The organism is Mycolicibacterium mageritense, from assembly GCF_010727475.1.
Lineage (GTDB): Bacteria > Actinomycetota > Actinomycetes > Mycobacteriales > Mycobacteriaceae > Mycobacterium > Mycobacterium mageritense.
Map to the genome: position 1 here is coordinate 3,006,925 of NZ_AP022567.1, position 25,267 is coordinate 3,032,191.

Annotated in this window: 33 protein-coding genes, 1 tRNA gene and 1 pseudogene; 24 read left to right on the forward strand and 11 right to left on the reverse strand. The window is 65.3% G+C overall.

The features are described 5' to 3' along the window. The first annotated feature begins 17 nt into the window (after positions 1-17). Positions 18-1,364 carry a neutral zinc metallopeptidase gene (locus G6N67_RS14180; protein WP_051578627.1) on the forward strand — a complete coding sequence of 449 codons (1,347 nt, stop codon included), beginning with the start codon at positions 18-20 and terminating at the stop codon, positions 1,362-1,364. A 17-nt stretch (positions 1,365-1,381) separates the two neighbouring features. Here the strand turns inward: G6N67_RS14180 and wzm are convergent, their stop codons facing one another. The 5 genes from wzm to G6N67_RS14205 are packed head-to-tail and all read right to left on the reverse strand — an operon-like array spanning position 1,382 to position 6,394. After that, a complete protein-coding gene (gene wzm / locus G6N67_RS14185; RefSeq protein ID WP_036431260.1) occupies positions 1,382-2,212 on the reverse strand; it encodes a galactan export ABC transporter permease subunit Wzm/RfbD in 831 nt (276 codons plus the stop codon). Beyond that, positions 2,209-3,114 (reverse strand): galactofuranosyltransferase GlfT1, encoded by a 906-nt coding sequence (gene glfT1 / locus G6N67_RS14190; protein ID WP_036431262.1) that lies wholly within the window; start codon positions 3,112-3,114, stop codon positions 2,209-2,211. Before glfT1 ends, wzm begins: the two co-directional genes overlap by 4 nt. Further along, positions 3,104-3,901 (reverse strand): galactan export ABC transporter ATP-binding subunit Wzt/RfbE, encoded by a 798-nt coding sequence (gene wzt, locus G6N67_RS14195; RefSeq protein WP_036431265.1) that lies wholly within the window; start codon positions 3,899-3,901, stop codon positions 3,104-3,106. Before wzt ends, glfT1 begins: the two co-directional genes overlap by 11 nt. Positions 3,902-3,911: 10 nt before the next feature. Further along, positions 3,912-4,427 carry a bacterial proteasome activator family protein gene (locus G6N67_RS14200; RefSeq protein ID WP_036431268.1) on the reverse strand — a complete coding sequence of 172 codons (516 nt, stop codon included), beginning with the start codon at positions 4,425-4,427 and terminating at the stop codon, positions 3,912-3,914. Continuing rightward, on the reverse strand, positions 4,424-6,394 hold the full coding sequence (locus G6N67_RS14205; protein WP_036431270.1) for a DUF6541 family protein: 1,971 nt from the start codon (positions 6,392-6,394) through the stop codon (positions 4,424-4,426). Before G6N67_RS14205 ends, G6N67_RS14200 begins: the two co-directional genes overlap by 4 nt. A 123-nt stretch (positions 6,395-6,517) precedes the next feature. Here G6N67_RS14205 and G6N67_RS14210 point away from each other — a divergent pair, with 123 nt between their 5' ends. Next, on the forward strand, positions 6,518-7,714 hold the full coding sequence (locus tag G6N67_RS14210; RefSeq protein ID WP_036431273.1) for a cysteine desulfurase-like protein: 1,197 nt from the start codon (positions 6,518-6,520) through the stop codon (positions 7,712-7,714). Positions 7,715-7,775: 61 nt separating this feature from the next. Here the strand turns inward: G6N67_RS14210 and G6N67_RS14215 are convergent, their stop codons facing one another. Next, positions 7,776-8,747 (reverse strand): NAD(P)H-quinone oxidoreductase, encoded by a 972-nt coding sequence (locus tag G6N67_RS14215; RefSeq protein ID WP_036431276.1) that lies wholly within the window; start codon positions 8,745-8,747, stop codon positions 7,776-7,778. Positions 8,748-8,813: 66 nt separating this feature from the next. Here G6N67_RS14215 and G6N67_RS14220 point away from each other — a divergent pair, with 66 nt between their 5' ends. Then, positions 8,814-9,326: a MarR family winged helix-turn-helix transcriptional regulator gene (locus G6N67_RS14220; RefSeq protein ID WP_036431279.1), complete on the forward strand. Its 513-nt coding sequence runs from the start codon at positions 8,814-8,816 to the stop codon at positions 9,324-9,326. Positions 9,327-9,345: 19 nt separating this feature from the next. Next, positions 9,346-9,432: transfer RNA gene (locus G6N67_RS14225), tRNA-Ser, on the forward strand. A 194-nt stretch (positions 9,433-9,626) separates the two neighbouring features. Here the strand turns inward: G6N67_RS14225 and G6N67_RS14230 are convergent. Together G6N67_RS14230 and G6N67_RS14235 are read right to left on the reverse strand one after the other, a co-directional pair. After that, the gene (locus G6N67_RS14230; protein ID WP_051578628.1) at positions 9,627-10,829 is read right to left on the reverse strand and encodes a site-specific integrase; all 1,203 of its coding nucleotides are present in this window, start codon (positions 10,827-10,829) and stop codon (positions 9,627-9,629) included. Positions 10,830-10,831: 2 nt separating this feature from the next. Then, the gene (locus G6N67_RS14235; protein ID WP_051578629.1) at positions 10,832-11,251 is read right to left on the reverse strand and encodes a helix-turn-helix domain-containing protein; all 420 of its coding nucleotides are present in this window, start codon (positions 11,249-11,251) and stop codon (positions 10,832-10,834) included. Between the two features lie 145 nt (positions 11,252-11,396). Between G6N67_RS14235 and G6N67_RS14240 the strand changes: the two genes are divergently transcribed. The 20 genes from G6N67_RS14240 to G6N67_RS39225 all read left to right on the forward strand — a co-directional run bounded on the left by G6N67_RS14240 (position 11,397) and on the right by G6N67_RS39225 (position 23,324). Then, positions 11,397-11,633: a helix-turn-helix domain-containing protein gene (locus tag G6N67_RS14240; protein WP_036431281.1), complete on the forward strand. Its 237-nt coding sequence runs from the start codon at positions 11,397-11,399 to the stop codon at positions 11,631-11,633. Next, on the forward strand, positions 11,630-12,007 hold the full coding sequence (locus tag G6N67_RS14245) for a DUF3846 domain-containing protein (RefSeq protein WP_036431284.1): 378 nt from the start codon (positions 11,630-11,632) through the stop codon (positions 12,005-12,007). The genes G6N67_RS14240 and G6N67_RS14245 overlap by 4 nt, the downstream gene beginning before the upstream one ends. A 114-nt stretch (positions 12,008-12,121) precedes the next feature. Then, positions 12,122-12,580 (forward strand): hypothetical protein, encoded by a 459-nt coding sequence (locus G6N67_RS14250; RefSeq protein WP_036431287.1) that lies wholly within the window; start codon positions 12,122-12,124, stop codon positions 12,578-12,580. A 178-nt stretch (positions 12,581-12,758) separates the two neighbouring features. Further along, entirely contained in the window at positions 12,759-13,631 is an 873-nt protein-coding gene (locus G6N67_RS14255) for a hypothetical protein (protein ID WP_036431289.1), read from the forward strand. Continuing rightward, a complete protein-coding gene (locus G6N67_RS14260; RefSeq protein ID WP_036431292.1) occupies positions 13,628-13,915 on the forward strand; it encodes a hypothetical protein in 288 nt (95 codons plus the stop codon). Before G6N67_RS14255 ends, G6N67_RS14260 begins: the two co-directional genes overlap by 4 nt. Positions 13,916-14,069: 154 nt before the next feature. Beyond that, on the forward strand, positions 14,070-14,531 hold the full coding sequence (locus tag G6N67_RS14265) for a hypothetical protein (protein ID WP_036431295.1): 462 nt from the start codon (positions 14,070-14,072) through the stop codon (positions 14,529-14,531). A gap of 89 nt (positions 14,532-14,620) precedes the next feature. After that, positions 14,621-15,250, forward strand: coding sequence for a hypothetical protein (locus tag G6N67_RS14270; protein WP_036431298.1), 630 nt, complete (start codon positions 14,621-14,623; stop codon positions 15,248-15,250). 73 nt (positions 15,251-15,323) lie between these two features. Continuing rightward, on the forward strand, positions 15,324-15,551 hold the full coding sequence (locus tag G6N67_RS14275; RefSeq protein WP_036431300.1) for a helix-turn-helix transcriptional regulator: 228 nt from the start codon (positions 15,324-15,326) through the stop codon (positions 15,549-15,551). Beyond that, complete coding sequence (locus G6N67_RS14280) at positions 15,551-16,063, forward strand: M50 family metallopeptidase (protein WP_036431304.1); 513 nt, start codon at positions 15,551-15,553, stop codon at positions 16,061-16,063. The genes G6N67_RS14275 and G6N67_RS14280 overlap by 1 nt, the downstream gene beginning before the upstream one ends. A gap of 405 nt (positions 16,064-16,468) precedes the next feature. After that, positions 16,469-16,708, forward strand: a complete 240-nt coding sequence (locus G6N67_RS14285; RefSeq protein WP_036431307.1) for a hypothetical protein — start codon at positions 16,469-16,471, stop codon at positions 16,706-16,708. Next, positions 16,705-17,085, forward strand: coding sequence for a hypothetical protein (locus G6N67_RS14290; protein ID WP_036431310.1), 381 nt, complete (start codon positions 16,705-16,707; stop codon positions 17,083-17,085). Before G6N67_RS14285 ends, G6N67_RS14290 begins: the two co-directional genes overlap by 4 nt. Beyond that, positions 17,082-18,335 (forward strand): hypothetical protein, encoded by a 1,254-nt coding sequence (locus G6N67_RS14295; protein WP_036431312.1) that lies wholly within the window; start codon positions 17,082-17,084, stop codon positions 18,333-18,335. The genes G6N67_RS14290 and G6N67_RS14295 overlap by 4 nt, the downstream gene beginning before the upstream one ends. Before the next feature lie 212 nt (positions 18,336-18,547). After that, positions 18,548-19,081 carry a hypothetical protein gene (locus tag G6N67_RS14300; RefSeq protein ID WP_131524643.1) on the forward strand — a complete coding sequence of 178 codons (534 nt, stop codon included), beginning with the start codon at positions 18,548-18,550 and terminating at the stop codon, positions 19,079-19,081. Between the two features lie 166 nt (positions 19,082-19,247). Next, positions 19,248-19,460, forward strand: coding sequence for a hypothetical protein (locus G6N67_RS14305; protein ID WP_131524644.1), 213 nt, complete (start codon positions 19,248-19,250; stop codon positions 19,458-19,460). Next, on the forward strand, positions 19,457-20,242 hold the full coding sequence (locus G6N67_RS14310) for a hypothetical protein (protein WP_036431318.1): 786 nt from the start codon (positions 19,457-19,459) through the stop codon (positions 20,240-20,242). Before G6N67_RS14305 ends, G6N67_RS14310 begins: the two co-directional genes overlap by 4 nt. A 63-nt stretch (positions 20,243-20,305) precedes the next feature. After that, positions 20,306-20,533: a hypothetical protein gene (locus tag G6N67_RS14315; protein WP_036431320.1), complete on the forward strand. Its 228-nt coding sequence runs from the start codon at positions 20,306-20,308 to the stop codon at positions 20,531-20,533. A 77-nt stretch (positions 20,534-20,610) separates the two neighbouring features. After that, positions 20,611-20,865: a glutaredoxin-like protein NrdH gene (gene nrdH, locus G6N67_RS14320; protein ID WP_036431322.1), complete on the forward strand. Its 255-nt coding sequence runs from the start codon at positions 20,611-20,613 to the stop codon at positions 20,863-20,865. Continuing rightward, the gene (locus tag G6N67_RS14325; protein WP_036431325.1) at positions 20,862-21,854 is read left to right on the forward strand and encodes a hypothetical protein; all 993 of its coding nucleotides are present in this window, start codon (positions 20,862-20,864) and stop codon (positions 21,852-21,854) included. The genes nrdH and G6N67_RS14325 overlap by 4 nt, the downstream gene beginning before the upstream one ends. 142 nt (positions 21,855-21,996) lie before the next feature. Continuing rightward, positions 21,997-22,836 carry a hypothetical protein gene (locus G6N67_RS14330; RefSeq protein WP_036431328.1) on the forward strand — a complete coding sequence of 280 codons (840 nt, stop codon included), beginning with the start codon at positions 21,997-21,999 and terminating at the stop codon, positions 22,834-22,836. 290 nt (positions 22,837-23,126) lie between these two features. After that, positions 23,127-23,324: a hypothetical protein gene (locus G6N67_RS39225; protein ID WP_051578630.1), complete on the forward strand. Its 198-nt coding sequence runs from the start codon at positions 23,127-23,129 to the stop codon at positions 23,322-23,324. 147 nt (positions 23,325-23,471) lie between these two features. On the opposite strand, the pseudogene G6N67_RS39230 reads toward G6N67_RS39225, so the two are convergent. From G6N67_RS39230 to G6N67_RS14345, 3 genes and pseudogenes are all read right to left on the reverse strand, one after another. After that, positions 23,472-23,678: pseudogene (locus G6N67_RS39230) on the reverse strand (HNH endonuclease); the annotation flags it as partial. 5 nt (positions 23,679-23,683) lie between these two features. Continuing rightward, the gene (locus G6N67_RS14340) at positions 23,684-24,391 is read right to left on the reverse strand and encodes a hypothetical protein (RefSeq protein WP_131524645.1); all 708 of its coding nucleotides are present in this window, start codon (positions 24,389-24,391) and stop codon (positions 23,684-23,686) included. 75 nt (positions 24,392-24,466) lie between these two features. Beyond that, positions 24,467-25,189, reverse strand: a complete 723-nt coding sequence (locus G6N67_RS14345) for a hypothetical protein (protein WP_131524646.1) — start codon at positions 25,187-25,189, stop codon at positions 24,467-24,469. Positions 25,190-25,267: the final 78 nt, after the last annotated feature.

Genomic DNA, 25,267 nt, shown 5'->3' on the forward strand with positions numbered 1-25,267 from the left:
ACAGTAACGTACGTGAAATGCAGTCGTGGGGACCGTTCGGCCCACCGCCGAAGTCATGGGGCAACGATCCTTTCAGCGCGGGGGCAGATCCGTTCGGCGCACCACAACCCGGCAAGGCCAAGCCGCAGGATCCGTGGGCCTCGGTCCCCGATCCGTGGGCACCTGTGCCGGGTGCGCCGAGCGTCGGCCCGGCGCCCATGCGAGGCGGGGTCAGGAAGGGCTGGTTCGGGCGTCAGCCGCCCGCCCACGGCACCGCACAGCCGGATCCGTGGGGCAGCTACACCGCGCCGCCTCGCGTCGATCCGTGGGGCGACCCACAGCCCGTGCCGCCGGCCCAGCGCCCGGGCTACGTTGATCCCTGGGGTGGTCCGCCTGTGGGCCCGACACCGCTGCCGGTGCCCAAACGCAGTGCGCTGCCCGCCGTTCTGATGGGCGCCGCGGGCATCGTCGTGGTGCTCGTCCTGGTGGCCGCGGGGGTTTTCGTGGTGTTCAAACAACAGGGCGAGTCGAGTGCGAGCGGTCCGGTGAGCCCGACGAGCGAGATGCCGGCCACCGATCAGCCCACGTTCACACCGAGCCCCCGTACTCGTACGACGAGCACCAGTCCCACCCCGACGACCCTGCCGATACCGACCGGACCCGCGGCTCTCGGGCAGAACCGGCTGTACGCCAACTTCGATGCGGGTCTGCCGAAACAGCCGTGCAGCCCGGCCGGCTGGCCCAGTGACGCGGGTACCGCGCTGGCGTTCTACGAGGGCGTCATGCCGTGCCTGGAAGCGGCCTGGAAACCGGTGCTTACGGGCGCGGACATGGGTTTCCACGGTGCCACGGTGTTGGTGCCGACCGGGACCGTGGTGTCCAACCCGTGCGGGACCGAGACCGTCGGGCCCGGCGACACCCCGGCGTTCTACTGCTCGACGAACGAGACCCTGTACATGCCGCTGGCGGGAATGCCCGCAGAGCGCTTCGGCGACAAGGCGATCATCTACCTGTCGATGTTCGCTCATGAATTCGGCCACCACGTGCAGTCGCTCACCGGCACGCTCGCCGAGGAGGGTCAGCAGTCGCGCGCTGCAGGTACGGAGTCCGCCGCGGGCCTGGAACTGTCACGACGCCTCGAATTGCAGGCCCAGTGTTTCTCCGGGATGTTCGTCGGTTCGATCGTCGACAGCGGCGGACGGTTCACGGGAGCCGACTATCAGATCGCGCTCGACGACAACTCGAACCGTGGCGACTGGAACCCGAATGCGCCTCGCGATCACGGCTCGGTGGCGCACTCGGGGGCGTGGTGGGATCAGGGCTATCGCGAAAACAAGGTCGGGCAGTGCAACACCTGGCTCTCACCGCCCGAGGACGTTTCGTAGCGCCCAGACCCTAGCGCCTAGACCCAGTACGGCACGCGGGCCCGGTACTGCCGCATGGCCAAAGCGGCCAGCAGCCAGCCGATCACCGTCAACACCAGCACCACCACCCAGTGCCGTACCTCCTGATCGGCGCCCAACAAGGGGGCCCGCACGATGTCGAGATAGTGCAGCAGCGGGTTGAGTTCGACGATCTTGGCCCACGATCCGGCGCCCTGCTGCTGCAGGGTGGATTCGTTCCAGATGATCGGTGTCATGAAGAAAAGCAGCTGCACCACCGAGGCCAGCAGCGGACCGATGTCGCGGTAGCGCGTCGCCAGGATGCCGAAGCAGATGGACACCCAGATGCAGTTCAGCACGATCAGCCCCAGCGCCGGGATTACCGCGAGGTCGGGCCACGTCCAGTGCTTGGGATAGATGATCGCGATCACCACGAAGATCACGATGTTGTGGCCGAACAGGATGACCTGCCGCCACACCAGCCGGTAGACGTGTACCGACAGCGGCGTCGGAAGTTGTTTGATCAGGCCCTCGTTGGCGATGAACACCTCGGAACCTTCGAGGATGGCCGCGTTGATCAGGTTCCAGATGATCAGGCCGAGGGTGATGTAGGGCAGGTGTTCGGACAGCGGCAGCTTGAACAGTTTCGAGTACAGCAGGCCCATCGCGACCGCCGTGGTGCCGGTCGCGATGGTGATCCAGAACGGGCCGAGCACACTGCGCCGGTAGCGCTGTTTGATGTCCTGCCAGCCGAGGTGCAGCCACAGTTCGCGCTTGCCGAATCCGTCGACCAGGTCGCGCCAGGCCCGCGCCATCGTCTTGGACTGCGCGGCCGCATCGGTGAACGTCATGTTCCGGTCCTCCCGAACTTTTCGTGTCTGCCCAAGCGCCGCAAGCGAACCCATTCGAGCAAGCCCGCGGGATCGCGCCGGGACACCAGGAAGTACCAGCCGAACCGGAGCCATTCCTGGGGCAGGAGTTTGCGTAATCCCGGCTGCGACAGCAGATAGCCGCGATTGCGGTAGGTGAAGTACCGCTTGGTCTCGTCGTCGGGGTACTGCGTGTGCATGCGCCCACCGAGGATGGGCTTGAACTCGTCGGTACCGCACGGATGCAGATAGCTTGCGGTCAAGCATGTTCCGAACGGCAGACCTGAGCGCACGAGCCTGCGGTGCAGCTCCACCTCGTCGCCGCGCACGAACAGGCGCAGGTCGGGAACGCCGACCGCGTCCACGGTGGAGGCCCGGAACAGCGCACCGTTGAACAACGACGCGATGCCCGGTAGCAGGTCGCCATCGCCTTCGGTGCGCAGTTCGCTGACCAGTCGTCGCCACACCAGGCCGCGGCGCAGCGGGAATGCCAGCCGCTGCGGGTCGTCGAGATTGCACACCATCGGCGACACCTCGCCCAGGCTGTACTGCTCGGCGCACGCCAGCAGCGTCGCCAGCACCGTGGCGTCGGCGGGGCGGCCGTCGTCGTCGGCCAGCCAGATCCAATCGGCCCCGAGGGTCAGCGCGTGCAGCATGCCCAACGCGAATCCGCCTGCGCCACCGAGGTTTCGGCGCGACCCCAGATAGGTCGACGGGACCGGCTGGCCGGTCACCAGCTCGCGCACCGCCGGATCGTTGTCGTTGTCGACGACGATCAGGTGATCGGGCTTGCGGTCCTGTGTCACCACCGCGCGCAGCGACGTGGCCAGCAGGTCACGACGCCGGTGCGTGACCACGACCGCGCAGACCGTGTCAGGCTCCACGCGAGGTTTCCTCCAGCACCTCACGCACCGTGCGGGCGGCGTCCTCGCCCTCGTAGGCCCGCACGACTTCTTCGATGCCGCCCGTCATCTTGATGGTGCCGTGGTCGATCCACATCGCGGTCTTGCACAGCCTCGCCAGGAATTCGTTGGAATGGCTTGCGAACACCAGGATTCCGGAGCGTTCGACCAGATTCTGCAGCCGTGTCTGCGCCTTCTTCAGGAACTCCGCGTCGACCGCGCCGATGCCCTCGTCGAGCAACAGGATCTCGGGGTCGATGCTGGTGACCACGCCCATCGCCAACCGCACGCGCATACCGGTGGAGTACGTGCGCAGCGGCATGGACAGGTACTCGCCGAGTTCGGTGAACTCGGCGATCTCGTCGACTTTGGCCAGCATCTGCTTGCGGGTCTGGCCGAGGAACAGCCCGCGGATGATGATGTTCTCGAACCCGGAGATCTCCGGGTCCATCCCGACCCCGAGATCGAACACGGGCGCCACCCGGCCCCGCACCGTGGCCGAGCCGCGGGTCGGTTCGTAGATGCCCGACAGCAGCCGCAGCAGCGTGGACTTGCCCGCGCCGTTGTGGCCGACCAACCCGACGCGATCACCCATCTCCAGCGACATCGTGATGTCGCGGAGTGCCTCGATGACCACGACGTTGGACTGGTTGCGGCCGATGGCGCCGCCGGCTTTGCCGAGGAACGCCTTCTTCAGTGAGCGCGTCTTGGCGTCGAAGATGGGGAACTCCACCCACGCGTCGCGCGTCGAGATGTGCGGATCAGACAACGACGGCGTCCTACAGGTACTGCCCGGTGCCCGGGTGCGACGGACCGCCGCGCTGCGGGCCCGGGGGCTGCATGCCCGGCGGGAGTGCACCCTGACGCATCTGTTCCAACTGCGCGCGCGCCGCCATCTGCTGCGCGAACAGTGCGGTCTGAATGCCGTGGAACAACCCCTCGAGCCAGCCGACCAGCTGAGCCTGCGCGATGCGCAGTTCGGCGTCCGACGGCACGCTGTCCTCGGTGAACGGGAGTGTCAGCCGCTCGAGTTCTTCGCGGAGCTCGGGCGCAAGACCCTCCTCGAGCTCGGTGATGCTGGTCCGGTGGATGTCGCGCAGCCGGTTGCGGCTCGCGTCGTCCAGGGGAGCGGCCCGCACCTCTTCCAGCAGCTGCTTGATCATGGTGCCGATCCGCATCACCTTGGCCGGCTGCTCGACGAGATCCGTCAGCGACTTGCCGTCGGCCTCGGAATCGGCATCGTCGGCCGTGCTGGCCAGGATCTCGATGTTGTCGTCGTCGGGGTTGATTGTCATGACCTTCCCGTCGTCTCTGGTTGGTTCGGCTGGTCGCCGCGCCAGCGGTAGATGCGGTCCTCGCCGTTGTCGTAGATCTTCTCCCACGACCGCGACTTGTCTAGCGACACTAGCCCGTCGGGCATGACGAACCCGCGCACCACCGGAGTGCTGGTCAGCACATAGCGGATGTTGAGTGCCTTCACCGCCTCGGCAACCCGCGGATCGGTGTCCGCGTCGTCGGCGTATGCCCAGAAAATGAAGCGGTTATACCCGGGGCCCTGTTGCACCGGATAGTCGTAATGGGTCCACAGCGGGTGCAGCCCGCCCACCGCGTACATCCATGCGGTGCCGTCGGTGTTGGCGTTGCCGATCGTCGTGGTGCGCGCGTCGGGCAGCTCGGACAGGAACGCGAACGCCTCGAGATCCTTGTTGTCGATCATCACCGAGTCGTACTTCTCACCGAACAGGAACTTGTGTCGCGGAAAGTAGTGCCACGCGAGGCCGACCGTGGTGACCAGCAGCACGCCGGCGGCGGCCCCGCGAACCCAGTTCTCGCGCGTGGTGAGGCGTCTGAGCAGGGCCGTCACCAATGTCACGAGCCCGACCAACCCGATCGCGGCCATCGTCGCGTAGAGCATCGTGACCACGGCCGACAACCGGCGCGGGTCGCTGTAGAACAGGTCGCTGAACTTCCCGGTGATCGCGCCGATCGGCCCGCCGAACGGCGCACCCGAATGCACGATCGACACGATCAGCAGCAGCCACACCAGCAACGGCCACCACATCTTCTTGATCAGCATGATCAGCCCGCCCGCGGCGGCCAGCGCGATCAGCGCGTACTGGATCGGGAAATCGTTGAGATGACGGGTGTGCTGCACGATCGCCGCGAACAACGACCGCTTCTTGCCGAGGTGGTTGACGAACGCGTGCCCGACGATGATGTCCGCCTGCTGCAGCACGCCCAGGAATTGCGGCAGCAGGATCAGCAGCGTCGGCACCGCGACGACGAGCAGCGTCACGACGTCCGGCACCCGCCCGCGGACGGGCCGCCACAGCACGTCGAACAACCACCACGCGCCCACCAGCAGCACCGTCACCACGCCGCCGGTGATGTGCACCGAAAACACTCCGGTGAGCGCCAGCACGGCCAGTGGGATGCGATCGCGGTGCCGCAGCGTCGAGGCCACCAGGGCGAAGGCCGGCACGGCGATGCCGTACGCCACGAGATTCGGCATGGCGGCCACGTCGAATTCGACGTAGGGCACCGCGGTGAACGACGCCGCGAGCGCGGCAGCGGTGGCCGCGGCCGTCGCGGTCCGCCATTCGGTCGTGTGCGGGCGCACGATCTTCCAGGTCAGCAGCGCCGCGCTGAGCGGGAACAGCCAGACCGCTGCGGTGACCGAACTCACGGTGTACGCCGTGGTGGGTGCGGCGCCCGTGAGCTGGCACAGCACTGCCGCCAGGGCGTGGAACGCCGAAGGATAGTAGAGCCCTTCGTGGGTCTCGACGTTGCGGAGTTCGCCCATGTGGGTGGGTGAGGCCTGGCCCGTGTCGAGGATGTACCGGATGGTGTTGGCGTGCCACACCGAGTCCCAGGTGCTCGGGATCGATTGCCAGTGCGCCAACCCGGCCGCGGCCGCCGCGAAGATCAGGATCGCGCCGAGACCGATGCCTGCAGCGACGAGCATCACAGGGCCTCGCGAGGCCGCCTTGGCCTCGGCGTCGTGATCCCGATAGCGGGCCAGCAGCTTCCTGAAGCCGGCCGCGATGCCGCCGACAAATGCTGTGGCAAACAACGCCGTCCACAAGTTCCACGGCACGCCGAGTGCGCCGAACGGGACGATGGCCAGTGCGACTACGCCGTAGGTCAGCACAGGACCGACAGTCAGCGCCGCGGGCAGAGTTAGCCCGCCAACCCTCGCGATCAACGCCCCGGGAATCACCAGCAACAACAGTGCGATTAGCACTCCGAACCCGAAGCTCACTGGACTAGTATGGCTGCCCAGGGCGACCCGGTCCGGCGCGGCCTGTTGGGGGAAACACGCGGTCGGGCGCTCACCCCGATCTTGTCGGTTTGTGATATTTGCGGACGCTCTAAGGTGGCTGGCATGGCATACGACGTCGCCCGGGTGCGCGGTCTGCACCCATCACTGGGCGATGGGTGGGTGCATTTCGATGCGCAGAACGGAATGTTGGTTCCGGACGCGGTCGCGACGACTGTTTCCACCGCATTCCGCGGGTCGATGCCCACTCCGGTCGGACCGCACCCTTCCGCTCGGCGCAGTGCCGCCGTGCTGGCCGCGGCTCGGCAGGCGGTCGCCGATCTGGTCAACGGCGATCCGCGCGGCGTGGTCCTCGGCCCGGACCGTGCCCACCTGCTGACGGCGCTCGCCGAAGCCTCGTCGGCCCGCGTGGGGCTGGGCTATGAGGTCGTGGTGACCCGCCTGGACGACGAGGCGAACATCGCCCCGTGGTTGCGGGCCGCGAATCGCTATGGCGCCAAGGTGAAGTGGGCCGAGGTCGACATCGAGACCGGTGAGCTGCCCGCGTGGCAGTGGGAAGGCCTGATCGACAAACCGACCCGGCTCGTGGCGATCGCGTCGGCGTCGTCGACCCTGGGCACCGTCACCGATCTGCGTGAGGTGACCAAGCTGACCCACGAGGTGGGCGGTCTGGTGGTCGTCGACCACTCGGCGGCGGCGCCGTACCGGCTGTTCGACCTCAACGAGATCGACGCCGATGTCGTGGCGCTCAATGCCGTGGTGTGGGGCGGTCCGCCGATCGGCGCTCTGGTGTTCCGCGATCCCGCGACCATCGACACACTCGGCTCGGTGTCGCTGAACCCCTATGCCACCGGGCCGGAACGGCTCGAGGTGGGCGGGCACCAGTTCGGCCTGCTCGCCGGTGTGGTGGCCAGCATCGAGTACCTGTCCAACCTCGATGAGGCCGCGACCGGAACCCGCCGCGAAAGGCTTTCCGTCTCAACGCAATCCGCGGCCGCCTATATGGGTCGGTTGTTCGACTACCTGCTGTCGTCGCTGCGGTCCCTGCCGCTGGTTATGGTGATCGGCAGACCGGAGAACCACATCCCGGTGCTCAGCTTCGCGGTCCGCGACGTGCCCGCCGAGCGGGTCGTACAGCGCCTCGCGGACAACGGCATCCTCGCGATCTCCAACGCGAGCTCGCGGGTGCTCGACGTGATCGGCGTCAACGACATCGGTGGTGCGGTCACCGTCGGCCTGTCGCACTACTCGACGACAGCCGAGGTCGACCAGCTCGTGCGCGCGCTGGCGTCGCTCGGGTAATTCCCGTTCACTCTGCGTCCACGGCGCAGAAGTACGGGTGCGGCGCGTCGTCAGCGCAGAGTCAATCGACGGTCAGCAGGATCTTCCCCGACACCTCGCCCGACGCCAGCAGCTCCTGGCCCTGCTGGGCCTGCGTGATGGGCAGCTCTGCGCCGATGATCGGTTTCACCCGTCCGTCGGCGAACATGGGCCACACGTGCTCGGTCACCTGGCGCACGATCTCTGCCTTGCCGCCCGGGCCGTCGACGGGCCGGGACCGCAGGGCCGTGCCGATCACGCCGGCGCGCTTGCCGATCAGCTTGCCGATGTTGAGGTCGCCCTTCACGCCGCCCTGCATGCCGATGATCACGACCCGCCCGCCGTCGGCAAGGGCGTCGACGTTGCGATCCAGGTACGCCGCACCCATGATGTCGAGGATCACGTCGGCGCCGCCCTCCGCGCGCATCCGTTCGACGAAATCCTCGTCGCGATAGTTGATCGTGATGTCGGCGCCGAGGTCTCGACACAGCTCGAGTTTGTCGGCCGAGCCGGCCGTCACCGCAACTCGTGCGCCAAGCGCCCGCGCGACCTGGATGGCGTGCGTGCCGATGCCGCTGCCGCCGCCGTGCAACAGAACCAGCTGTCCGTCGGCTAAATCTGCCGTCATCACCAGGTTCGACCACACCGTGCACGCCACCTCTGGCAGTCCCGCGGCATGGGTCAGGCTGACCTGATCGGGCACCGGAAGCACTTGGGCCGCAGGCACCGCCACGTACTCGGCATAGCCGCCACCGGCAAGCAGCGCACAAACCTGCTGTCCCACCGACCATCCGGTAACGCCGTCGCCGAGTGCCGCGATAGTCCCGGAAACTTCCAGACCCAAGATGTCGCTCGCCCCCGGCGGGGGCGGGTACTTGCCCGCCGCTTGCAGCAAGTCCGCGCGGTTGATCCCGGCCGCCCTCACGCGGATCAGAACCTCTCCGTTTGCGGGTGAAATATCAGCAACGTTTTCCCAGGTCAGCGGGCCGTCTGCGGCCGCGACAATTGCATGCATTTTGACAACGGTACAACCTGTCGATTTCTCTTCCCAGCAATACTGACGTCACTTACGATTGCGCCCATGTCAGGCATGATTGCCGGGCGCACGGCAGGAGATATGCCGGGCCTGGATATCGCCGAAGAGAGGTCTTGGCAGAACTACCTCGATTCGGCACTTCGGTTGTACGCGACCCTCAACCGGTCGCTGGTGGACGCACATCACCTGACGCTCAATGATGTGCGCCTGCTGGACATGTTGGACAAGTCGCCCACCGGCGCGGCCCGGATGGGTGACTTGGCCGAACGTCTCATGTCCTTGCCAAGCCGAGTCACCCGGCAGATCCGCCGCCTGGAAGTTCAGAATCTGGTCACGCGATGTGCGAGCCCCGACGACGGCCGCGGCGTCATCGCCACGATCACCGACGAGGGCCGAGAGGCTGTCCGCGGAGCCATGGTGACCTACGGTCGCGGCGTCCGGGCACACTTCCTCGGCCGGCTGTCGCGCCCGCAGATCGCCGCGATGGGCGAGAACTGCCGGCGCATAAGCGTCGGTTTGCAGAACGGATCGCCTCCCGCCAAGATCGGCCGCGTGTGAACCACGTACTCTTGTCGGCGGTGGCGTGGCAGAGCGGCCTAATGCACTCGCCTTGAAAGCGAGAGGTGTCTAACAGCACCCGCAGGTTCAAATCCTGTCGCCACCGCAGGTCAGGGGCGGTATTTGGACGTAATACCAACGTCTGAGTGCCGCCCCTGATGCCCTCAGATGTCACAGGATGTCACAACTCCCAGGAACTCCTACACGCTGACCTGCTGTCACGTCCCCTGGATGCAGGCAGCCTGATGTCACCACGACCCGTGACATCGGGGAGCGGGGAGGTAATGCAGGAGCGGTGATCTACTCCGCTGCGGCGGTCGGCTTCTTGCCGTATAGCCCGTCGAAGGTGGTCGCGGCAGCTTCGATTGCCTGCTTCTGCGCGTGTGCGTACACACGCATCGTCACGTCACCGTTCGCGTGCCCCAGCCACGCCGCGACCACCGCCAGGGGAGCGCCTTCGAGTAGCAGCAGTGTGGCAGCGGTGTGCCGTCCGCCGTGAAGAACGATGGGATCAAGCCCAGCATCGGCGACAGCACGGTTCCAGTGGTTGTTCGTCGTCTTCGGGGAGAACCGTGTGCCGTCAGGCTTGAAGAACACATGTCCATCCTTGTCCCCTCGCCACGCTGAGCCAGACGCGAGGCGCTCACGTGTCCATCGCGCGCGAGCCCGACGCAGTACATCCACGGCGTGATCGGGCAGTGGCAGGTCGCGAGTGGATTCCTCGGTCTTGGTGCGATCCTTGTCCTGCACGCCCTTGCTGGTGGACACCACAGTGTGCGCGACCCTCAGCGTCCGCGCGTCAAGGTCAACGTGCGACCACCGCAGCCCGATAATCTCCGAACGCCGCATACCCAGGAGCGCCAGCATCACGAGCACCTCGTCCTCGGTGCCCTTCACGTGATCAAGGAGCTGCTGCCCCTGCTCTGCGGTCAGCGTATTGCGGACAGGCGCTTTCGGCGTCTTGGTGTCCTCACGCCTCACGTTCTTCACCAGGAGGGCGGGATTTCGAGCTAGAACGCCTTGCCCCACAAGGTCATCCATCAGAGAGCGTGTGCGTGCGAGGAACGGGTTAATACTTGTAGCCGCCCACGCGCCGCGTGGGGTGTCCCCGTTGATGAGCGCCTCAACGAGCCACTCTATGTCCGCTTTCGTGAGACTCTGTATAGGGCGGTCGCCGAACTGCTCAACCAACGGGCGAAGCGCGGCGGTGTAGGCGTCCCGTGTCGTCTGCTCGATGCGCTGCGAACGGAGCCACGCCTCCACAGCGGCTTTCACGGTGAGCTTGTTCGGCGCGACATGCAGCCCCCGCGCCTGATCCCCGAGTAGTGGGTCTAGGAATGCCCGCGCGGCGGTCTCAGTGGTGAAGCGGCGGCGGGACTGCTTCCGCTTTCCACCCTTCCGCCCAATGTCCACGACGACCTCATATCGGATTACGTCCCGTCCCTTGGCGTCGGTGCCGATGACACGTTTCTTGATCTGCGGCGGGAGCTGTTGCCGTGCCATGGTCAGTCCTTCCAGAGCCAGCGAGGCAGTGCCCCGCGTCGGAATGTCTCGATGTCGTGCTCATCATTCGTGCTGTTCAGAGGGGTGTCCCCGCGCACCCAGTCCACGAGATGGTGAAGGCTCACCTCGGGCGTCCCCGTGAGAGCGACCGCCTCGTCTGGGTCGGGCTGTGGGTCGTCGCGCTGCACAGGAATCAGGAACGTGACGGGGGCAATGCCCAACGCGGCGGATAGCGCGGTCAGGTCGTCCACAGTGACACGACGGTCGCCGCGCTCGATTTCCGAGAGCGTCGAGTGGCTCATCGGATGCCCTGCTTCGGTCATAGCCACCGAGAGCTGCCGCAGGCTCAGATGACGCTCGCCACGCACCATACGCAGGATGTATGCCACCGCCCACGAGGTCTTGCCGAGGTCGCGTATCACACCCGCAGTATGGCATGCCGTACGGCATATACGGAAGTTCTGGACGTTCTGTATGGAAATTCCTTCCATGATGGGCGTTCTTGTGTTAGCGTATGGGAAAGCCAGACAGTCTGGACGGAAATACCGCCGCTTGAAAGGGGCGACCATGAGCCTGGAACAGGCAATCGAGGAAGAAGTGGCGCGTCGCGTCGCTGAGCGGCTCGCAGAGGCGGATGTAGCTCCCCGCGTCTACACCGTCAATGAGGCAGCCGCCGCGCTGAAGGTGAGCCGTTCGACGGTGTACAAGATGCTCGCTGACGGTGAGATTCAGAAGGCTCCTCTGACCCGTCGTGTGCTCATCCCCGCCGATCAGGTGTCACGCCAGCTCGGAGTCCCCGCGTGACCATCACCGCCCTCGTCATCCCCGCCACCAGCGCGCCGTTCATGGTCGAGTTGCCGAAGTCAGACCCTGCCGCCGCGCTGCGAACGGTGGTCGGCGGGTGGATTGAAGGTGTCTACGGCACCACCCGCGCGGGTGAGCCCGTCACGATCTACATCAACGAGGACGGCAAGGGACGCGGACTACCTGCTAACGCCACCGCAACACTGCTCTGGCGATACCTCAACCAAGGCACCGTGATTGCCGATGAGTTGGTCGGCACGGCGGTAGTCCTGGGCGCTTCGGGCTGCGACGAGGCGGACATCCCCGCTGACGCGATGCATGCCGCTCTGGCGCTGCACAGGGCACTGAGCGAGGTGCCGCTGAACCTGACGTAGGGAGGGTGCCCGCGACCATCGGCGCGGCGCTGGGTTCAAGCCCCAGGCATCCACGGGAGCAGTTACACCGCTGCTGTCATCAACGAAATACCAACCAAACAAAGGAAATACACCGTGACCGACACCAACGAGGAATTATTCGCGGAAACACTGGATGAGAGCGTGGCGCGCAGCAACGCGGTAGGTGACCACGCCTGCAGAATCCGCGTGAAAGCCCTGAAGGGGTATCCCACTACGTCCACACCCAAGGAGGTGCGCACAGCGGCGGGAGAGGCGGCATATGAAGCAGCCGCCGCCGTGTTCACTGCAGCGGCATCTCGGTTCATAGCTGAGGCAAGCGCCGATGAGACGCTTCGCGTGGAGTACGAGTTCGTGGCAGACCCTGCACACGATGACGAGCTAATCGAACTCAGGCAGGGACTCTGCATCCAGCGAGGTGTGCTGCGCTGGGAGGAGATTGAGCGAGCGCGTCGGACGTTGTTTCCCCAGTGGCTCAAGGCACATCCAGAGGTGAGAGAGGAGGCGCTGACCCGCGCCACCGAAGCCGCTGCCCGAGCCGTCGCCACATCCTGACCAGGAGGACGCTGCCGAACCTAACGCGTTGCGGCACAGGGATTCATGACCCCAGCGTCCACGAACAGCGGACATAGACCACCCGCTGCGGAGCCGTCGCCATCGACGGGCACCACCTCCGACCAACTGAACAACCCTGCGCAAGGAGCGTGGGGACTGAACACCGTGGAGGTGGACGATGAGCTGGAACCCGAGGCGTTTCGCTATTGCCGTGAACGATTCTCAGTACACCCGTGGACGCCAGGCGCTCTGGCTGACCGCTGACGCTATCGAACGCATCGGGTCGGCGCTAAAGCATGAGACGCTGAACTTCGCCGATGCACCACCGTTCCCTGATGAGGGGTTGGTCGTGGGCTTCGCCGAGGGGATGGAAACTGAAGCGGGGGACATCGTGCACGCCGTGCGTGTGATCCCTCTCCCACAGGGGCAGGGTGCCATCCACACGCACCTCTGCACACCTGAGCCCACTCTCGGTGAGGTTCTGGCTCAACCTGATCGGGAGCAGGTATTCAGCGGCGTCGGCGGGAGCCTTTACTACGCACTGAGTCATCGAATGGAGTTCCTGGACGCGCAGTCGGAGATGGTCGCGGATTCGTCCATCGGGCGGGTGTCCCTCGCCGACTCATGCCGTTGGCTATTCACGTCACGAGGGCTTCCTGTCGATCACCTGCTAGTGGACGGGTTAAATCCAACCGAGCGCGCCGTGATTCGGTACTTCGCACACGCCGCCTGGGTGTTGCTGCATGAGCCCGTCGAGCGCGAGGTGTCAGCCACCGTCCTGACCCCGACGCCGATTCGCGCTGGTAAGGGGCGGCGAGCACGGGACGTGAGTGTGTCCGTCATCGACGTACGACGTTCCACGACAACGCGTTCCGCGCCTAGTGGGCGGGTTATCGAGCATGACCATCGCTGGACACGGCGTGCGGGTTGGGCGTGGAGGGCGTGTGGCAAGGGCAAGGCGGAGCGCCGCCGTGTGTGGATTGATGAGGTGATCTGCGGACCTGCTGACAAGCCGCTGATCAGGCGTCCGAAGGTGCAGGTGCTGCGGTGACCGTCAATCCGTTCCTCGACGCGCTGACATGGGATGAGCGGTTCACCGCATCCATGTCCTCGTCACAGCGAGCTTCGCGGCATGAGCGCCGAACAATCATGGCGCGGCTAGAGGCGTTGCGCGCGTTGGATTCTCAACTGCCGTTGGTTCAGCGGGCGCGGCTGGACGCGATACGTGAGGCGCGGGGCGCGGGCATGAGCAACGCGCTGATCGCGCAGGCGTTGGAGTTGAGCGAGGGTCGCGTGTCGGTGCTGGTACGGCGCGCTGAGGGTACTAGGTGTTAATGCCGCGTTAGCATGTAATGCATTGCTACTCAAGCCGACACGCCGCCAGTGTGACGCAACTCACAATCAGGATTCCTGACAATTGTCGTATCATGTACTACATTGGAGATAACAACGAAACGCCCTCAGGGGCACACCGACAGAAGGACACACCATGAACACCATTCACACCAACCAGGGCTTCCTCGACATCACCGACCTGAGCACCTGGTGTGCCGAAGGCGAGGGCTGGGAGCGCATCGAAGGCATGCAGGGGGCGCTGGAGGATGACCTGAAGGGCTTCCTCATCGAGCGTGACGACGAGGACTTCGCAGGGGGCTTCCAGGACTGGCTGACCTCAGGTGCGCCTGAGCGGGTGCGCGCAGCGTTCCTGGCGGACGACGTGGATTCTTACATCGAAGAGTCCACCGACATTGAATCCCTCGCCAACTACGCAGGCGAGCACGCCGATGACTTCGATCTGGACGCCATCGTGAGCGACTGGAGCGACTGGCTGGGTACCCGCCGCGACGCTATCGCTGCTGCGCTGCCCGATGAGAACGGCTCGGTCTTCGAGGCAATTGGCGGTGGACCCGTCCTAGACGGGCTGTTCCAGAAGCACGACAAGAACGGCTGACCAATCCACGAGGCGGGAGCCGTTGTCCGCCAGCGGTTCCCGTCCCCTAACTCCTAATCAACGAAACACCAACCGAAGGAACACTGATCATGAGCACGACCATCACCACCAGCTACAAGGCTGATACCGACAACCCCGACACCACCTACCTGGTCTTCTATCGAGAGGGTAAGTGGAGCAACCGCCAGCGGCTGATGCCAGTGAGCTGGGAAACTGCAGTCCTGCGCGGGGACGACCCCCGTTGGAAGTTCTGGAACAAGGCTGGCGCGCGTGAGTACATCATCCTTGCTGAGACCCAGAACCCTGAGGGCGACAGCGAGTTCCAGCGCCTCGTGTCCTTGGCTTGCCGCTTCCGCCGTCCCGACCTCCTGTCCCCTTTCGGTGTCGAGTGGCACGAACTCAACACCATCACAGTGGGCATGGTTCGTGAAGCCGTCGCGCCGAAGATGGACAAGTGGTCGGGCAAGACCCGCGCCGCCACCAGTTCGCCGCTGCTGCGGGAGGCTCTCCGCCTGATCGTGAACACGCCGTCAGTGAATCTCCGTGCCCGTCGTCTGGCTGCCGCCGTTCTCGGGGCGGGAGGTACGGAGCACGGACTTGCGGTCGCGGAGCGCGTTGCCAAACTCAAGCTGACTCTCACGGAAACCGAGGACGCGGCGCGGGAAGCCAGCCAGAGCAAGCACGGTGTGGCAGACGTACTGGCGAAGTACGCCGCCTGAGACCCAGCACGGTGGCGGTAGGTGTTCAGTCCCTACCGCCACCGTGTCACCAACGGATACAAGGACATTGACCATGACTACAGACCTCATCACTACCAAGGACGTTGCCGATATGGCGGGCGTTACCGAGCGCACCGTGCAGCAGTGGCGGGCACGGGGGACAGGACCGACGTTCACACGCATTGGGGCGACCTATGTCGTCTACGACCGCTCCGAGGTCGAGCGGTGGATAGCCGACGTGTACACCGTGGGCGTTGAGAGCCGCGCGGGACGTAAGCCGAAGTCGAGGGGTGGCAAGTGATGACCATCCACGACGAAATCCGCACCAAGACCACGGTCCACGAGGTCGGGCACGCGGTTGCCGCTGTCCTGCGGGGCGGCGAGCTGGTGTTCGTGGAAATCGAGGACGACGGGATGTCTGGTGTCACCCGCTGGTCGCAGCCGAGCGACAAGGACATCACGGCGTTCGTCGCCTGGGCAGGTCCGTACTACGAGCACCTCTGGCTGACGGAGCACAACGCGGACTACTCCGAGGGCGTGGACGGCGAGGAGGTCGCTTACTCGGTGTATGAGCTGATGGAAGGCAGTGACCGAGAGCTATATGACACCGCTGTGGACAATCTGGAGGAGGCTGCTGAGCGTCTCGGATTGTCGCCCGTAGGGCAGAACTGGTGCCGCACATGGGCATATGAGCTGTCGGACTTCTACCCGGTCGCGGTGTCACTCGCTGAGCGGTTGGCGCGCGGGGAGACCCTGACCCACGAGTTGGTGGTGGACGCCATCACCGCACGCCAAGCGGAGCTGGACGCGTGACCACAACGTCCTGACCCGCTGTAGCACTGACCGCGCGACTCACAACACCGTACAGGAACCCTGTGCGGGGTTCTTCTATGCGGAGGGACTCGACGCTGCGCGCGCACGCTGGCGGTCTCGGTAGCGCTTGGCACGGGCTCGGCGCTTCGCCGTTCGGGCTGCCTGCTGGGCGAGAGCTGACTTCCGTGCATTGGCGTTCACGGCGTCGGTGCGCTGTGCATGTATGAGGGTATGGGGCAGGTGGTGGGAGTCCCCGAGGTGCTGACCTGGGGAAACGTACGTCAACTGCATATTATGCAGCGCTGCCGATGGTGTTGCGCGCCGAGCTAGCGCCGATATGCGCAGTTGGTGCGCCCATATCACGGATATCTGACAACGCATAATTATTAGTGTAGAGTTAAGGGTATGCACACATGCGACCAGCACCGCAGCGGCGACCCGCTCGACGCTGTGCGATGCGCTGCCCACCAGCACCGTGAAGCTCGGGAAGCCGTACGCCGCGCATCCGCCCAGAGGACAGCGGCGTTCCGTGAAGCGCGGGACGCGGGGATCACCCTCACCGCCATCTCGCGCGAGGTCGGCATGTCGGTGCCGTACATCCATCAGCTCGTCCACTCCGCCGACACCGAGGACGCCGAATCATGACCACCACCCCAGACCCCACCATCACCGTCACGCCCGACGAGGCGCGCACCCAAGCTGACAAGCTCGAAGCGGGAGCCGCTCGCGCCGAAGCGCTACTTGCACGTATCACCGAAGCGCGCGACGCGTCCCGTGACGAATCCGCCGAGTACGTAGGCGAGTACGACCCCAAGCCCGACTTCCCCGATATCCAGAGCCCAGCGCAGCAGAGCGGTGTAGCCCTCATGTTGCACCTGACCAAGCAACGCGACGATTACGCCGCGCGGGCAGCGGGACTGCGTAAAGCCATCGCCGACCTCGAAGAGATGGACGTAGAGAACGGCGACGATATCGACGCCGTTGAGGTACCGAACCTAGACCAGGAGACCCAGCCAGCATGACCACGAACCCATACGGCACCTACGCCGCCATCCTCGCCGAAGTCGCGGTGGGCGCCGAAGCCCTCGGCGATGACATGAACGCGGCAATCGGCATCGCACCCGATGCATCAGGGCAGACCGCTGACGCCGTGAATGATGGCTTCCTCCAGAACGCCCAGGCTATGCGTGAAATAGCCCGCGCGGCAAGGGACATTGCCACGATTGCGGAGGACCAAGGACCCGCCGACGCGATGTTCGCAGCCGCCCCGACACCTGACGATATCGCCGACGCGCAGCAGAAGGTGCTCGACGCGAAGGCGAAGGGCGCAGCCCCTGAGGAGGTGCGTAAGGCTGCCAACCACGCCGCTGACCTGGCAACCGAGCGGGAGGATGCCCGCAACGCGCACGCCGCCGCATCACGCCGAACCGCAGAAGCCCTGCGCGGTGTCGTGATGCCACCGTTGCCGACTGGCAGCGCGCCTATCCCTACGGTGGCGCGGGGAGATGTTGACAGCGGTAACAGTAAGGGTGCCCCTCGAACAGGTGGTCAAGGTCAGGGTCAGGGAGACTTGAACAGCGGCAACGGTGGCGGGGGCGGGATTCCGCTGGACACCAGCTCCTCGGCTGGCGGCTCCACGCTCTCGGATAGCGACGCGGGAACCGCGCTCAGCGCAGACGGAAGTGGTGTCCCTATGACAGCCGCACAGCTCGCAGGGCAGCCCCAGGCGATGGGGCAGCAGCCTGGCGCTATGGGCGGGCAGCCGCAGATGGCACCCATGGGGCAGATGGGCGCGGTACCAAGCACTGGTGCGGGGCAGCTCACCGATCCGAAGGCGCTCGCGAAGGCGGCAGCCGCGCGTAACCGAAAGAGGGACAGCGGTAACGGCACACCCGTCGCACCTGTGATGTCGCCTATGAGCTTCGGAGGTGCTAGTGGTGGCGGCGCGGTAGACCGTGGGTCATCGACCAGTGGCGTCACAACAGCGGCGAACACCTCAGGCTCGCTCAAGACCGCGCTGTCGGGGGCTGTCGTCCCGCCTGGTACTGGGCAGGCACCAGGGATGATGGGGCGTGGCATGGGTGGCGGCATGATGGGTGGCGCTCCTGGTGCTGGTGGAGCTGGTGGCGGTAATTCCAAGGAACGCCCGACGATCTACGACGCGCATCGACCCGACGAAGTGGAGCGCTCGGATAGCATTCAAGACGGAACGCTGTCCCGCGCAACAGCGGAAGACCCGAATGCGGTAGAGGAACGAGAACGACAGAAGTGAAGCGGCACATAGGCGTTAGCGTCGCGGTGGCTACGGCTGCCGTGGCGCTATCGGCGTGCTCTGGGACTGGAATGCTGATTCCCGAGTACGACACGCCCGCGCCTGTGCCGACTGCCACGTCCACTGAGACCACAACGACTACAACCCCGCTGACGCCAGCGCCCGCGACCTCGGCGCACGTGGCGACGCCGCGATGGATTCCTACGGCAGATATGTCCGTAGACCAGGTGATGCGTGGAACGGTCGCCGATGCCGAGTCGTTCTGGACCAGCGATCCGAAGATGCCGAATCTCGGGCAGATCGACGCTGCACCTGGCGATGTGACCTGTGGCGGCGGGCTTCCAGACACGGGCAGCGAAGCTGCTCGGTGTCGTAATGGTGCTATCCGCTGGGATGCTCAGCGTCTCACCGCGCAGACCGCATCCCTCCCCGCACACCTCCGCGTCTGGACATGGACAATCATCGCAGCCCACGAGACGGGACACCATTTCGAGGGCTCTATCCTTGCGAATCGCACCTACCAGGAACGCGAGAACATCGCCGAATGCCTTGCAGGGGTTTACATTCGCCACCGTTTCAGCACGGTAGCCAGCGCTGACGACATCATGGCTGCCTATGGCGCGCTGGGGCGGGACGCGCGGATTCCTGACAACGCGGTGCCCGAGGCATTCAGCGAGGGTCTGCTGATCCCACGCGACACCACGCCAACGGATGCCTTCAAGGCGTGCACGCGGAGCTGGGGCTAACCCGTACCTCGCGCACTACCACCAGCACGTATTCGCACGCGCGCCAGCACCAACTTCCTCGCAGCCAGCGCACAACCTGTTAACGTCGCGTTAGCAACTACTCACGTATACCCCACCTATACGGCAGTTCGTATCTTGAACAGCGCAAATGCGCTAGCATAGACGTATGAGCAGCAAACTAGAAGAGTTCCAGCACGCCCTCGCTGAACTCGACGCGGCAGTTCGCGAACACCGCGACGCCGTTGACCACATGCACGCGACCTACGCCCGCCGCACCGCTGCCATCCGTCATGCCCGCAAGGTCGGCGTAACCCCAGGCGACATCGCCCGACGCATCGGACTGACCCGTCAGCGTGTAGCGCAGGTGACTACGAAATGAACACGCCCACAGCCCCTTACAACCCGCCCGTTGGACGGTGGAAGCGACCCAAGCTGCCCACCCTGGACGGCAGCGGTACCGACACCTACGTGCGCGGAACCACACTCATAGGGACGCTGGACGACAGCTCAGCGCTCGATACCTGGAAGACTCGCCAGCTTGTCCGTGCAGCTCGTTCCGCACGCCTGACCGACGACCTGTCCGCCACCGACCTGCTGGACACCGACGAGCCCGCCATCGACCCCCTGGTACTGCGCGACTATCTCGACGCTCCACGTGAGTCCGTCCCCGCGCCCTATCGCGAGTATGTGGACGCCTTCTACGAGGCGCTCGGAGCGGCTGGGCTGACCATCGACCACGCCTACACGAACACCTGGCTCATGCACACCGCAACGGGCTCCGTGACCCGCGTCTGGCGTGTTGTGGCTGCCCCTGACGGCATTACGCGCGCCCCGCTGATCCTGCGCACTAGCGCCACGGTGTCCCACGGAGCCCTACAGGATGCCATCAGCGCCGTTCTCGCAGCGGATTCGACCTATCGCCTGAACGCCTCTCACGACGCCTGGGATGCGGTGTCCCCGATGTTCCCGCGCACCGCCGTACTGATGCACCTGCCCACGAAGGTGGAGACGCCGACCGCGACCCTCTCGCTAATCGACTTGGACGAGGCGCGGCTGAACCTAGACACCGCGTTGGCTGTCCGCGCTGCCCGCTCGGATGCCAAGCACACCGTGCTCGGACGAAGGGTTCGCGTCTACGCGGACGGCACCGTAGAGAACTGACCCACATATAGACCGCCCGCAGCGAATCCCGTTGCGAGGGAACAGATAGAGGAGATACAAGCCATGACGAACACGACCACCAAGGACGCCTTCCGCTGGTACGCCGAGCCTGCACCAATCATCGACGGTGGGCAGGTGCTCACGGGAGTCGGCACATTCGACGGGGTGGACGACGTGCCACGATTCGCGCTCGCTCAAGGGACGGACGGCGTGATCCTGACCCCGACCGAGGCAGCGGCGCTCATCGGCGAACTAACCGAGTTCGCCGAGCTGGTACGCGACAACACCTAGACCCACCACGCACGGCACTACGGAGACCAATCGAAGGAGCCGCATCCGAATTACCAACTAACCCAAGGAAACACACCATGAACACCAACACCCTCACCGTCTACACCAAGCCGTCTTGCCCACAGTGCGACGCCACCAAGCGCTGCCTGACCAAGCATGGGATCGCGTTCCGTACCGTTGACTTGACCACCGATCCCGAGGCTCTGGCGTTCGTCCAGTCCCTGGGATACGGCTCCGCTCCCGTTGTCGTGACGGGCAGCGGCGAGCACTGGGCTGGCTTCCGTCCCGACCGCTTGAAGGCGACGGCGAGTGCAGGGGAGCTGGTGGCGTGAGCACCGTGGAAGAGCGCCAGGCACTGCTGGACGCCGCGCGGGAGGTGCGCCTGGCGACCGCTGAACTTCGCCTCCAGGGGCTGTCCTTCGCCGCTATTGCCGACCTGACAGGAACCACCGAAGGCATGGTGTCCCAGCGCATCGTCCGCCACCAGCGCTACGCCGCGCGAGGGCAGGAGCCACTGGTGTTACCACGCACTCCGCGTGGAGCGCATCGGATGGGCGAGCACACCGCCGTGGGTGATCCCGCAACCGTACAACGACTGCAATCCGCCAACGCCACCGTCGCGCGCCTACGGTCGCAGGGAGTGGGCTCCCGAGTTGCGCGCCCCTACCACACATGTCAGACACCACTACCGCTCCGTCACCGCGCCGCAGTGGAAGCGCAGCAGAGGGTCACAGCCAAACGCGCGGACATCTCGTACACCGCCTCCCAGTCCCTCTTTCACATGTCCCACGCCGACCTGGCGAAGTTGCTCGCGCCGAAGGGCGGGGACGACTGGCTGCTCGCTGACCTGACAGTGGGTGACTTGCGGAAGGCGTACCGCCGCAGAGCGGTACGTGACGATGATCGTGTGCTCTACGGGCTCAGGGTATGGGGGACGGCGGACACAGCGATACGCCATCGGTTATCCATCGACACCGAACGCGTAATGGACGAGCTGCGCCAGGTCGCAGACCCGCTGACCGACTACACCGTCCGAGCGCTCGCGGGGTGTTTGTACGCGAATCCTGCTCCGTCTCCCCTTGAGGTCGGAAGGGTCATCGACCATGCACTGGCGCTCCGAGACATTGGAGAGCGGTATGGAAAGCGTGGGATCGCGGCGGCGCGGTTCGCCGCCTGGGATTACGTGGAGGTAGGTGAGTTCGAGGAGCAGATGGTGGAGTTCGCCGAGTTCATCGAGCGCTTCACGGTGGCCGGAGAACCGATAACCGAGCTGATTGAGGCGGGACTGCCCGAGTGGGCGCGTCCGCTGATCGAGGCGTGATGGACGGGGAAGTAGGCGTACGCGTGACGTGCGGATGGCGAGCACCTGAGCCTCGTGTCGATGCCGTGGTGTCCCATGTCCGTGGAACCGACACATGGGTTATCGGGCGAGTGGACGAGCGCCCCGACATTACGGTGGGCTAATGAACATGGGCGAGGAGACTCGGCAGTGGCTGCTCGGCACCGCGCTGAACCACTCAGACCGTGACCAGCGCCGCGCAGCGCTGTTACTCCTGCTCGACGGGGATGTGTCCAACGCTGACCTGCCGCATATCGCCCCATGGGCTGTTCTGCCGCTGCTAAACGCCCTGGACAACGTACGCAAGCGCTTCGGGCACGTGGACGTAGCTGATGCGCTCGACGCGATTCCCGCCAATGCTGAGGTGCCACGCTGGGCGGGGGACGGTGCGGCGATGGTCGCGATGTTCACGCTCCTGGTCGCCGCGCTGCGGCATCACGCGCGCGATGATGATGTGAAGACGCTCGTGGCGAGGGCGGGTTGGCACGCCGACACTGCACCGACGTTCACCGTCGATGAGGCGCTCGATGCGGTGGAGTGGGCGGAGCGGTACGCCTGCTGCGGAGAGTACGTATCGCCCGCGACCCTGGTAGGGCTGTTCGGCGTGGACACCCTGTGCTTGGCGCGGGACTACGCGGGACGAGACGTGGAGTTGGAGCTGCTCGACATGGTGGTGGACACCCGCCTGGACTACAGCGCGCGACACCGAGCAGAGCAAGCCCTCACGTGGGCAACGGTTCTGCGGGACAACGGGATACCGTGCGATAGCACTGAGCGCTGGACTCGAACGCTCGACTGGCTATGCGCGGAGAGCCCCACAGTGGACGAGATGGTCGATGAGATTCCCGACGAGGATGGCATGGCGTTCATCGAGCAATTCACGGTGGACGGTGAACCTGTCACGGAGCTGATCCTCGCTGGAGTCGATGTGCCCGATTGGATGCTTCCGTGGGTCGGCGCATAGGGCGTTAACGAGGAGCGCCCCGCTCCAATTCGGAACGGGGCGCTTCTCTGTCTTCAACGAAACGGAACCACCATGACCGCTGGGCACCACCCCTATGCGGCATCTCCCACTATACCCCACAGGGGTATATCTGACGTTAGCAACACCCCGATTCCCGCGTATCCGATAGCCATTCACGCAGGTCAGCGCGTCGGGTGTGCCGAGAACCACAGAGGGTACACCACTTATTACATGTCCGTGTGGCAGATTGTCACGCCCACCGAATGGGGCATACGCGCAGGTCAAGGCACATGTCCCCGTGGCTAGGCAGCAAGGGCGGCGCGGCGGACACGTGGGCGGAGGAGCGGCGGAGGTTGGCGCAGGAGGTCGAGCTGGCGGCTTTCGCCGAGCGCGTCATAGGTCGCGCGGACAGCGGACAGGGCGCGGGCGCGAGGTCGGCGGGGTGGTCGTGGGCGTCGGTACGCAGACTCGCGCAAGGGTCCAATTAGTGGTGTCCCCACGGAGTAGCCGAGGGCACGGTCGAAGCGTTCCCGCAGGTCAACTGGCATTGTGAGGCGCAACCATTCAAGGCGCACCAACGGATTCGTCAACAGTGCGTGGAGCACTAGGTCGGGGCGTTCGTTCGCCAACTCGGTCAGCAGCTTCCCGCCCTTGTACGTGTTGCAGGTCTCGCACGCGGGCACCAAGTTCCAGACCTCCCAGTGTCCACCGCGCACCCTCGGACGTAGGTGATCCACCGTTCCCCGTCCCCGCCCGCAGTACACGCACGGCTGCCGACGAAGCGCTCGGCAATGGGCGCTACCACTGCTGACATGCCAGCGGGCGGGGTGGCGACGGGACATTGGGGCTAGGCGGCGCTGTGGGTGGCGTGCTCGGTCAACAACGCGGTCGCACGCTCCACGCAATCGCAGTCGATGGAGTGCGTTTCGGGCATCGGGAAGTTGGTGGCGATGCCCGAGCGCCAGGTAGACACCACGAGCGGGTACTCGGTGTGCGGCAAGCCCCGAGCCACGCGTACGGCGGCGTGTATGTTGTAGGGCAGGGCGTCCACGTCTCGATCTGAACGCTGGCGGAGAGCGATAGTCGTGGCGGCTTCACCCAGGAGGCGGCTGGGGACGTAGGACGCTCCCCGCGTGCTGATGAGCATTGAGGCGTTGTTGCTGCGCCCGTGTCGAGCGACCACACTAGCGGCGTCCCACAGATCACTCACGTTGTCCCCCATGGCAGCTTCCACGTCAATGACCATGAGCCGTGGTCGCTTTGGCGCAGTTCCACCGAATGAGTCAGCGAGGGCGCGGAGCGCTTCACCAGCCGCGTCCGTTCCCTCGTCGGCGACGTTGTGGGTGGTTATGTCCACGTCCTGCTCCATGCCGCGCACCAGCGCGTTCAGCAGATACGTCCTGCCCGCGCCAGTGTCGCCAACCAGGACGACGCCACCGCTATCTCGCCATGTCAGCCATATGGGTGAGCCGTTCGGCTGGTAGCCCACGACGGAACGGTGAGTGTGTGGGTCGTAGAAGCCCAGCGGGAGCGGGGCGTGTGATGGGGTGTTCATGTTCGTATTTCCTTGTCTGTCTTGCTATTTCCTTGTACTGCTAGCCATGTCATCGGGACATGGACATCTATGTGTCTACGACGCCTCAGCCTCGCCGTCGTCCTGCCCCTCGACTTGATACAGCGGTTCTGCGACCGCGACAGGGCGCTTGGCGTGCAGCTCGTTCCAGTCCGCCACGGTCACGGGCAGTGGTTGCACCGCCGCTGGCCACTGCACCGCGTTCGAGTGCGCCCACCCAGGATGCTTACGGCTCTGCGGGTCGTCCTTCTTCCAGGCGCGGCGCATGGACAGTGCCAGCACGCGCTCAGCGGTCGGGGCGTACGGCGTGGAGATACCCGCTGCCATCGCGCCCATCGCTGCGAAGGCGACGGTGGACGGGCGGAATCCTTCACCTGCCTTGACGATTGCCGCGTCCAGTCCCTCCCACTTCCCGCTGATGTCGGCGGCGAGCGCGTCCAGTCCTGCGCGTCCGAGTCCTTGGCTCTTGCCTAGCGCCCAGGTCTGTACGGTCGCCAATGGAACCTCGGCGACTGGTACGCGATGGCGTGCCAGCTCCCGCGCGATGTCCCACCACTGCCCATCGCGGCGGGGGAAGCTGGGGTCTTTGTCGATGAGTCCCCAAGACAACTTGCCCAGCACCACGAGCGATGGGCGGATGTTGTCCCGCAGCAGGGTGTCGAGCACCTCGGAGGTTGTGACGCGCTGACGGTGCACGGTGCTGGCGACGGAGTGGCTCCGACCGCTTGTGGCGGGAGGGCGTACCACCTTGCACAGCGGACGGTCGTTGTCAGCGTCCATCCGCACGATGCTTATAGCGGTCGTTGTGACATCCACAGCGAACACCAGTGGTCGGTCGGACGGGGTGAGTCGGCGGAA

What these genes read in the sequence shown, in the direction of transcription:
- G6N67_RS14180 (WP_051578627.1), top strand. Translation starts at nt 18, where the DNA reads ATGCAGTCGTGGGGACCGTTCGGCCCACCGCCGAAGTCATGGGGCAAC.
- wzm (WP_036431260.1), bottom strand. Translation starts at nt 2,212, where the DNA reads ATGACGTTCACCGATGCGGCCGCGCAGTCCAAGACGATGGCGCGGGCC.
- G6N67_RS14200 (WP_036431268.1), bottom strand. Translation starts at nt 4,427, where the DNA reads ATGACAATCAACCCCGACGACGACAACATCGAGATCCTGGCCAGCACG.
- G6N67_RS14210 (WP_036431273.1), top strand. Translation starts at nt 6,518, where the DNA reads ATGGCATACGACGTCGCCCGGGTGCGCGGTCTGCACCCATCACTGGGC.
- G6N67_RS14215 (WP_036431276.1), bottom strand. Translation starts at nt 8,747, where the DNA reads ATGCATGCAATTGTCGCGGCCGCAGACGGCCCGCTGACCTGGGAAAAC.
- G6N67_RS14220 (WP_036431279.1), top strand. Translation starts at nt 8,814, where the DNA reads ATGTCAGGCATGATTGCCGGGCGCACGGCAGGAGATATGCCGGGCCTG.
- G6N67_RS14230 (WP_051578628.1), bottom strand. Translation starts at nt 10,829, where the DNA reads ATGGCACGGCAACAGCTCCCGCCGCAGATCAAGAAACGTGTCATCGGC.
- G6N67_RS14240 (WP_036431281.1), top strand. Translation starts at nt 11,397, where the DNA reads ATGAGCCTGGAACAGGCAATCGAGGAAGAAGTGGCGCGTCGCGTCGCT.
- G6N67_RS14255 (WP_036431289.1), top strand. Translation starts at nt 12,759, where the DNA reads ATGAGCTGGAACCCGAGGCGTTTCGCTATTGCCGTGAACGATTCTCAG.
- G6N67_RS14265 (WP_036431295.1), top strand. Translation starts at nt 14,070, where the DNA reads ATGAACACCATTCACACCAACCAGGGCTTCCTCGACATCACCGACCTG.
- G6N67_RS14270 (WP_036431298.1), top strand. Translation starts at nt 14,621, where the DNA reads ATGAGCACGACCATCACCACCAGCTACAAGGCTGATACCGACAACCCC.
- G6N67_RS14275 (WP_036431300.1), top strand. Translation starts at nt 15,324, where the DNA reads ATGACTACAGACCTCATCACTACCAAGGACGTTGCCGATATGGCGGGC.
- G6N67_RS14280 (WP_036431304.1), top strand. Translation starts at nt 15,551, where the DNA reads ATGACCATCCACGACGAAATCCGCACCAAGACCACGGTCCACGAGGTC.
- G6N67_RS14285 (WP_036431307.1), top strand. Translation starts at nt 16,469, where the DNA reads ATGCACACATGCGACCAGCACCGCAGCGGCGACCCGCTCGACGCTGTG.
- G6N67_RS14290 (WP_036431310.1), top strand. Translation starts at nt 16,705, where the DNA reads ATGACCACCACCCCAGACCCCACCATCACCGTCACGCCCGACGAGGCG.
- G6N67_RS14295 (WP_036431312.1), top strand. Translation starts at nt 17,082, where the DNA reads ATGACCACGAACCCATACGGCACCTACGCCGCCATCCTCGCCGAAGTC.
- G6N67_RS14300 (WP_131524643.1), top strand. Translation starts at nt 18,548, where the DNA reads ATGTCCGTAGACCAGGTGATGCGTGGAACGGTCGCCGATGCCGAGTCG.
- G6N67_RS14305 (WP_131524644.1), top strand. Translation starts at nt 19,248, where the DNA reads ATGAGCAGCAAACTAGAAGAGTTCCAGCACGCCCTCGCTGAACTCGAC.
- G6N67_RS14310 (WP_036431318.1), top strand. Translation starts at nt 19,457, where the DNA reads ATGAACACGCCCACAGCCCCTTACAACCCGCCCGTTGGACGGTGGAAG.
- G6N67_RS14315 (WP_036431320.1), top strand. Translation starts at nt 20,306, where the DNA reads ATGACGAACACGACCACCAAGGACGCCTTCCGCTGGTACGCCGAGCCT.
- nrdH (WP_036431322.1), top strand. Translation starts at nt 20,611, where the DNA reads ATGAACACCAACACCCTCACCGTCTACACCAAGCCGTCTTGCCCACAG.
- G6N67_RS14330 (WP_036431328.1), top strand. Translation starts at nt 21,997, where the DNA reads ATGAACATGGGCGAGGAGACTCGGCAGTGGCTGCTCGGCACCGCGCTG.
- G6N67_RS39225 (WP_051578630.1), top strand. Translation starts at nt 23,127, where the DNA reads ATGTCCCCGTGGCTAGGCAGCAAGGGCGGCGCGGCGGACACGTGGGCG.
- G6N67_RS14340 (WP_131524645.1), bottom strand. Translation starts at nt 24,391, where the DNA reads ATGAACACCCCATCACACGCCCCGCTCCCGCTGGGCTTCTACGACCCA.
- G6N67_RS14345 (WP_131524646.1), bottom strand. Translation starts at nt 25,189, where the DNA reads ATGGACGCTGACAACGACCGTCCGCTGTGCAAGGTGGTACGCCCTCCC.